1 protein-coding gene is annotated in these 650 nt (G+C 46.3%); it reads right to left on the reverse strand.

Translation table 11 applies throughout. From position 1 onward, the window contains the following. The coding region (locus tag HC176_RS15690) for a DUF7149 domain-containing protein (protein ID WP_425338211.1) at nt 1–650 on the reverse strand (650 nt) is incomplete at both ends.

Genomic DNA, 650 nt, shown 5'->3' on the forward strand with positions numbered 1-650 from the left:
TATCGAAGTAAGTGAATTCCACTTCCTGCTGCATTTCAGCAATAAAGGGTTCCGCTATTTCCTTATAGAAGAAGTCGGTCGTTTTTCCGGCCAGCCTTCCGGCCTCAAAATCGATAAACTGATGAACTAATTTCTTGTTCTGCGCAAAAGCCTTTTCAAAGAAGTTGGCGTCAAAAATGAACCATTCGTTGATATTGGTCGCCACCACGTATTTCACCTCGAGGTTCTTGTGGTTAATGCGCTCCCGCAGGTAGTACAGCACCAGCTCCTGGAATGCCTTGCAGTTGATCTTCTCCCGGCTAAGCATCTCTGCCCTACTGGTGGGTTTTTTGGCTTCAATAATAACGCCCACGCTGGTTTTGGCCTTGTTGCCGTTGTGAATGACAAGATCTGTACGGCCTTTGGTATTGATAAAATGATTGGGATCGTAGTAGGTCTTCTTCAGAAAATCGGTCACGAGGTTCTTGTGGAACTCCTCACTTTCGGTATCGTTCGTCCTGTCCAGCAGCTGAATGAGATGCTGCTTAAACTGCTCGATTTGGGAGCGGTTAGGCTTGACCTTTAAAAAAGCTTTGTTGAGGGCTTTACGTGGTTTTAGGATATGGAAGTTCCCTGAATTGATCGCCTGTTCCGTCTGCATGCAGCAATGG

The organism is Tamlana crocina (assembly GCF_012037625.1).